The following is a 6,905-nucleotide window of genomic DNA, read 5'->3' on the forward strand; positions in this document are numbered from 1 at the left end:
TAACAAAATTTAGCGTTTTTTTAAGAAAAACCTATATTTGCTCAACTAATAACAAATATTTACATGAAAAAATTATCGTTTTTTTTATTTTTTGTATGTTTTGCCCTTCAAACCAAAGCACAAAACACAACGGCTACGCCGTTTTTATTAATACCTACTGATGCGCGTGCTGGTGGTATGGGAGATGTAGGTGTTGCAACCTCTGCAGATGCTTTTTCTATTTTTCATAACCCTGCAAAAACTGCTTTTAATCAAAATAAGATAAGTGTGGGTGTCAACTATACTCCTTGGCTACGTAACTTAACGGATGATATTTTTGTAGGAAACGCTTCTTATGTAAATCGATTTAAAGAAAATGCAGCTTGGGGTGTAGATATTAAGTACTTTTCGCTGGGTCAGGTAGAACTAACTAATATTGACGGAGAAAGTACGGGAATCCAAAATCCTAGTGAGTTTTCACTTACAGGAGTTTATTCTATGAAATTAAGCGAAAAATTCTCAATGGGTATTGGCCTAAAGTATATCAACTCTAATATAGATGTGAATGACAGTAATATAAACGCTGTGAATTCATTTGCTGTTGATGTTTCTGGTTATTATCAATCTAACGAAAGAAATTATGGTAGTTTTAATGGTCGTTACCGATTAGGTTTTAATATTGCTAATATTGGTCCGAAAGTAGAATATACGTCTGGTCAAGAAAATTTTATTCCTACCAACGCCAAAATAGGTGGTGGTTTTGATTTTATTTTAGACAGCCAAAATATAGTGGGTCTTAACTTAGAATTCACGAAACTATTAGTACCGTCTAGTAGTGGTAACCCTAACTCTCCAGAAGGCCAAGGAAACAATAGAGGCTGGTTCGAAGGAATGTTTACCTCGTTAGGCGACAGAAGTTTTAGTGAAGAGCTTAAAGAAACTACTTGGGCATTAGGTGCCGAATATTTATACAATAATGCCTTTGCGCTTAGGGCTGGTTACTTTCACGAAAGTGAAGAAAACGGACAAAGACAATTCTTAACATTAGGTACAGGTTTTACAGCCAAAGCATTTACGTTAGATTTATCGTATTTGGTAAATACAGCTGCAGTGAACAATCCTTTAGAAAACACCTTACGTTTTTCTTTATCATTTGATTTAGGAGAAATTTACGATGATTATTAAATTGTAGTTTTTTTTTAATAAATTCGTAGTATAATATAAAGCAGTCTTACAGGCTGCTTTTTTTTGACCAACACTGTTTCTTTATGGAAAAAATAGAATTAAAAGCTGCTGCAACGGTTTACAACGATGTAGCTGAATTAGCGCAAGAAGATAAAATGTTAATGGATAAGGCTATCGAGGCACGAGCAAAAGCCTACGCTCCTTATTCTAAATTTAAAGTAGGTGCCGCTTTTTTACTCGAAAATGGTGCGGTAGTTTTAGGTAACAACCAAGAAAATGCTGCGTATCCGTCTGGGATGTGCGCCGAAAGAGTTGGTGTGTGGAAAGTTGGATCAGAATTTCCGGGGATAAAAATTAAAAAACTAGCCATTTCAGCTGCCTCTGAAAATACCACCGTTAATAAACCAGTAGGGCCTTGTGGTGCTTGTAGGCAAACTTTATCAGAATACGAAATCAATCAAAAAGAACCAATAGAAGTGTTTTTTATGGGCGAAGTTGGTAAAATAGTAAAAACCGACTCGTTACTTTCTTTACTACCTTTCTCTTTCGACAGTTCGTATTTATAATATCAAAAAGTCACAAACTCAAAAAAACAACTCTTTTTTTTTAAATAGTTAATTATAAAGCCATTTTTTAAGAATTCTACAATTCTTTTAAAATGGCTCTTAATTAATACTTTAATGTAATTTAAAATGCTTTATTTGTATTTACAATCCTAATAAATCAGAATGGCATCAGCAGTAATTACAGGAACAGGCTCGTATATCCCATCCATCAAAAAAGAAAACAGTCAGTTTTTAGAAAGTTCTTTTTTAAATGCAGACGGAACTTCTTTTGATAGCACGAATACTATAATTATTGAAAAATTCAAATCAATTACCGGTATTGAAGAACGCAGGTATGCAAAGAACGAGTACAAAGCATCCGATTTAGGCTATTTTGCTGCACAAAAAGCCATCAAAGATGCTCATATAAATTCAGAGGAAATCGATTATATTATATTCGCTCATAATTTTGGTGATGTAAAAAGTGATGCGATTCAAACTGATATTCTTCCTAGTTTGGCAAGTAGAGTAAAACATTTACTACAAATTGAAAATCCAAACTGTGTTGCTTATGACATTTTATTCGGATGCCCAGGTTGGATTGAAGGTGTTATTCAGGCGCAAGCCTTTATAAAAGCGGGTATTGCTAAAAAATGTTTAGTTATTGGTGGCGAAACCTTATCGAGAGTGGTTGATACCTACGATCGAGATTCTATGATTTATAGCGACGGAGCAGGTGCTTGTGTTCTAGAATACACAGCAAATGACAATAGCGGTATACTGAGTCACGCTACCCAAACTTTTACCAAAGAGGAAGCTTATTTTTTATTTTTCGGAAAATCATTTAATGCTAATTTAGATACAGATGTGCGGTACATAAAAATGCATGGACGTAAAATTTATGAGTTTGCGTTAAACAATGTACCGCAAGCAATGAAATCTGCATTAGATAAAAGCGGAATTGAAATTGACGCCGTTAAAAAAATATTTATCCATCAAGCCAATGAAAAAATGGATGAAGCTATTATCAAACGTTTTTACCGACTGTACAAAAAACCGATTCCACCAGGCATTATGCCAATGAGCATTCATAAACTAGGTAACAGTTCTGTGGCAACTGTACCTACTTTATTAGACTTAGTATTAAAAGGAAATATCGAAAATCAAGAAGTACAAAAAGGAGACGTCATTATATTGGCTTCTGTGGGAGCAGGAATGAATATAAATGCCGTAGTTTATCGTTATTAAAAAACTTCAAAAAAATCTAAAATCAAATACTTAAAATATAAAATCTAAGTACTATTTTTGCCTATGCAACAACACAACGTACTTATTTTAGATTTCGGATCGCAATACACACAACTTATTGCGCGCCGTGTTAGAGAATTGAACATATACTGTGAAATTCATCCGTATAACAAAATTCCAACCAACTTAAACGACTTTAAAGCAGTAATACTTTCTGGGAGTCCGAATTCTGTTCGTTCAGAAGCGGCCTTACATCCAGATTTAGCTGAAATTAGAGGTAAAAAACCTTTATTAGCTGTTTGTTATGGCGCCCAATATTTAGCCCATTTTTCTGGCGGATTGGTAGCTCCATCAAACACTAGAGAGTATGGAAGAGCTAATTTATCTTTTGTAAAAGAAGGAGAAACGTTCTTTTCAGACATCTCAGAAGGAAGTCAGGTTTGGATGAGTCACTCAGATACTATTAAAGAGTTACCTACAAACGGTGTCTTATTAGCAAGCACACACGATGTAGTAAATGCTGCTTATAAAATTGAGGGTGAAACAACGTATGCGATTCAATTTCACCCAGAAGTATATCATTCTACCGATGGTAAACAATTATTACAAAATTTCTTAGTTACTATAGCAGGCGTAGCACAAACTTGGACACCTGATTCTTTTGTTGATGAAACCGTTGCTGATATACAAGCAAAGGTTGGAACCGAAAAAGTGGTTTTAGGATTGTCTGGAGGTGTAGATTCTACCGTAGCAGCCGTATTATTACACAAAGCTATTGGCGATAATTTACATTGTATTTTCGTTAATAATGGTCTGTTACGTAAAAATGAATATACCGATGTATTAAAGCAATACGAAGGTATGGGCTTAAACGTAAAAGGCGTAGATGCTTCGGCACGTTTCTTGAAGGAGCTTGCTGGTTTAAGTGATCCGGAAGAAAAGCGTAAAGCTATTGGTAAAGTTTTTATTGATGTTTTTGATGATGAAGCAAATCAGATTGACGACGCAAAATGGTTGGCACAAGGAACTATTTATCCTGATGTGATTGAATCAGTTTCGGTAAACGGTGGTCCGTCTGCAACTATCAAAAGTCATCATAACGTAGGTGGTTTGCCTGATTTTATGAAATTGAAGATTGTAGAGCCTTTGCGAATGATTTTTAAAGACGAAGTGCGTCGTGTAGGGGCATCCATGGGAATTGACAAAGACTTATTAGGTCGTCATCCTTTTCCAGGTCCTGGATTGGCAATTCGTATTTTAGGAGATATTACCGAAGAAAAAGTACGTATTTTACAAGAAGTAGATGCTGTTTTTATCAACGGATTAAAAGAAGATGGCTTGTACAACAAAGTATGGCAAGCAGGTGCAATTTTATTACCTGTAAACTCTGTTGGCGTAATGGGTGATGAAAGAACTTATGAAAAAGTAGTCGCTTTACGCGCTGTAGAAAGCACGGATGGTATGACGGCAGATTGGGTAAATTTACCGTATGAATTTTTACAAAAAACATCCAATAAAATAATTAATAACGTAAAAGGTGTAAATAGAGTTGTGTACGACATAAGCTCTAAGCCACCTGCAACAATTGAATGGGAATAAACTCCTTATAATAAAAATAATGTAGATGAAGAAATTTCAATTTTTACTTTTAATTTGTATTTTAACCTTTGCCGTTTCTTGTGGCCAGCAGAAACGTTATATCTCTTACAAGGTTCAGGAAGGCGAGACAATGCGCGACATTGCAAACCGATTGGACATGAAAACAAAAGATTTATTACGTTTAAATCCTGATGTTGGCAGAAAACCAGACGCAAATACGGTAATTGTTATTCCGAACCCTGAAATTAAAACCGGAATTTCTTCAACTACTACTGATACTGACGAAACAATTGTTGATAACGATACTATAAACGAGAATTCTTCTGATAGTATTGAGGAAGAGACTCCAAAAAATACCGTTTTTCAACAAACTATATACGAGTACGAAAATCATACTGTACAGGCAGGAGAAACCGTGTATCGTATTACCAAGTTATACGACATCTCTAAAGACGAATTAATTGAATGGAATCCTGATTTCCCTACGATTAAGAACAATATATTGAGTATTGGTCAGGTTTTAAAAGTAAAATCTGTTGAAAAAGTAATTACCATTAACCGAGAAGAAGTTTTAGAAAATTTTTTAACACACACGGTTAAAAGCAAAGAAACCGTATATAGCTTAACACGTTTTTACAACATTTCAAAAGAAGATTTAATTCGTTTAAATCCGGAATATCCTGGAATTAAAAATAACGAATTATCTATTGGTCAATTGATCAAAATAAAACCGATTGAAGAAGTGAATGCGAATGAAAACTTTGCCTTTTATAAAGATAGCATTCAAGAAAATGCTACGATCGATTTAGCTATTTTACTTCCGTTTAAATTAAAAGAGTACAAAACTACTGCTGCAAAAGATATATTTAGTACTGAGAACAACTCTGCTTCTTTGGCAAATATGGTGACCGATTTTTATATGGGCGCTGAAATCGCTATCGATTCTATTAAAAAACAAGGCATTCTTGTTAACACAACCGTTTTTGATACCGGAAATAGAGACGACAACGTGCCTTTAATTTTAGCAGAAAACAAGTTAGATGCTACTGATGTTATTATTGGGCCTTTTTATTCAGACAAGGCAGCACTTATTGCCCGTAAAGTTCGTGTACCAGTTGTATTTCCTCATTTTTCTAATAGCCAAGATAATTTTTCTGCAGCTAAACTTATTAAATCTGCTCCAGATAAAAACAACTATACAGCCTATTTAGCTTCGTATTTAAAAGATATTTACAAAGGTGAAGAAGTTTTTGTTGTGGGTGATGGTGAAACAGCATCTAACGATAGAATAAGTAAAATTGTTAGCAATTTAAAAAAGCATGATTCTATTACAGAAATCTATGTTTTAAAACCAAAAAAAGGATATATAAAAAGAGAGTTGTTCACCAATAAAATGGCTGTAAATAAACGAAACTGGGTTATTATTACTTCTGATGATAATGTAGCTATTGCCGATGTGTTAAACAGCATGATTGGGATACCAGACGATATGACCGTGCAGGTTTTTGCCGTAGAAAAAAACAAATCGTACGACAGGATAGAAAACAATAAACTAGCGAGTATTAGCTTTACCTATGTTTCTAACACTTTTGAAGATGCAACTGCCGACAATGTAAAGGCTTTTAATAAAAAATACTATCAGAAAAACAATACGATAGCTTCTGATTATGCCATTAAAGGTTTTGATATTACCTACGATATTTTAATACGTTTAGCTTCCGGTAAAGATTTATCACAAACTTTTAAAGAAGGCGTTTCACTTCGCTTAGAAAACAAATTCGATTATCGTAAAAAGGCATTCAGCAGCACCAGTAATAACGGTTTGTTTATTATAAAATATAACAAAGATCTAAGCTTAACAAGACTTAAGTAACTAGAAAACAAAAAAAATAACGTCATTACGAGGACAAAGGACAAAGTAATCTTATACTACAAAACCTTAACGTCATTACGAGGACGAAGTAACCTTAACGTCATTACGAGGACGAAGGACGAAGTAATCTTATACTACAAAACCTTATAACGTCATTACGAGGACGAAGTAACCTTATACTTCATAACAGAAAGATTCCTTCACCCTGTTCGGAATGACGTTTATATAAAAAAAACAACGTCATTACAAGGACGAAGTAATCTTATACTACAAAACCTTAACATCATTACGAGAACGAAGTAACCTTACACTTCATAACAGAAAGATTCCTTCACCCTGTTCGGAATGACGCTTATATCAAAAAAATAACGTCATTACGAGGACGAAGTAACCTTACACTTCATAACAGAAAGATTCCTTCACCCTGTTCGGAATGACGCTTATATCAAAAAAATAACGTCATTACGAGGACGAAG

At 34.3% G+C, this 6,905-nt stretch carries 5 protein-coding genes; all 5 read left to right on the forward strand.

The features are described 5' to 3' along the window. The first annotated feature begins 63 nt into the window (after positions 1–63). The 5 genes from porV (at position 64) to P2G10_RS01665 (ending at position 6,429) form a co-directional block, all read left to right on the forward strand. Positions 64–1,164: a type IX secretion system outer membrane channel protein PorV gene (porV, locus tag P2G10_RS01645; protein ID WP_275314947.1), complete on the forward strand. Its 1,101-nt coding sequence runs from the start codon at positions 64–66 to the stop codon at positions 1,162–1,164. 83 nt (positions 1,165–1,247) lie between these two features. Next, positions 1,248–1,730 (forward strand): cytidine deaminase, encoded by a 483-nt coding sequence (locus P2G10_RS01650; RefSeq protein WP_275314948.1) that lies wholly within the window; start codon positions 1,248–1,250, stop codon positions 1,728–1,730. A gap of 162 nt (positions 1,731–1,892) precedes the next feature. Continuing rightward, positions 1,893–2,957, forward strand: coding sequence for a 3-oxoacyl-ACP synthase III family protein (locus P2G10_RS01655; RefSeq protein WP_275314949.1), 1,065 nt, complete (start codon positions 1,893–1,895; stop codon positions 2,955–2,957). Between the two features lie 63 nt (positions 2,958–3,020). Next, the gene (guaA, locus tag P2G10_RS01660) at positions 3,021–4,556 is read left to right on the forward strand and encodes a glutamine-hydrolyzing GMP synthase (RefSeq protein WP_275314950.1); all 1,536 of its coding nucleotides are present in this window, start codon (positions 3,021–3,023) and stop codon (positions 4,554–4,556) included. A 25-nt stretch (positions 4,557–4,581) separates the two neighbouring features. Beyond that, entirely contained in the window at positions 4,582–6,429 is a 1,848-nt protein-coding gene (locus P2G10_RS01665; RefSeq protein WP_275314951.1) for a LysM peptidoglycan-binding domain-containing protein, read from the forward strand. Positions 6,430–6,905: the final 476 nt, after the last annotated feature.

This window comes from Tenacibaculum bernardetii (assembly GCF_029125915.1).
GTDB classification, from domain to species: Bacteria; Bacteroidota; Bacteroidia; order Flavobacteriales; family Flavobacteriaceae; genus Polaribacter; species Polaribacter bernardetii.

Bases quoted from the DNA above. Each gene is read 5' to 3' on its own strand.
- porV (WP_275314947.1), top strand. From the start codon at position 64: ATGAAAAAATTATCGTTTTTTTTATTTTTTGTATGTTTTGCCCTTCAA.
- P2G10_RS01650 (WP_275314948.1), top strand. From the start codon at position 1,248: ATGGAAAAAATAGAATTAAAAGCTGCTGCAACGGTTTACAACGATGTA.
- P2G10_RS01655 (WP_275314949.1), top strand. From the start codon at position 1,893: ATGGCATCAGCAGTAATTACAGGAACAGGCTCGTATATCCCATCCATC.
- guaA (WP_275314950.1), top strand. From the start codon at position 3,021: ATGCAACAACACAACGTACTTATTTTAGATTTCGGATCGCAATACACA.
- P2G10_RS01665 (WP_275314951.1), top strand. From the start codon at position 4,582: ATGAAGAAATTTCAATTTTTACTTTTAATTTGTATTTTAACCTTTGCC.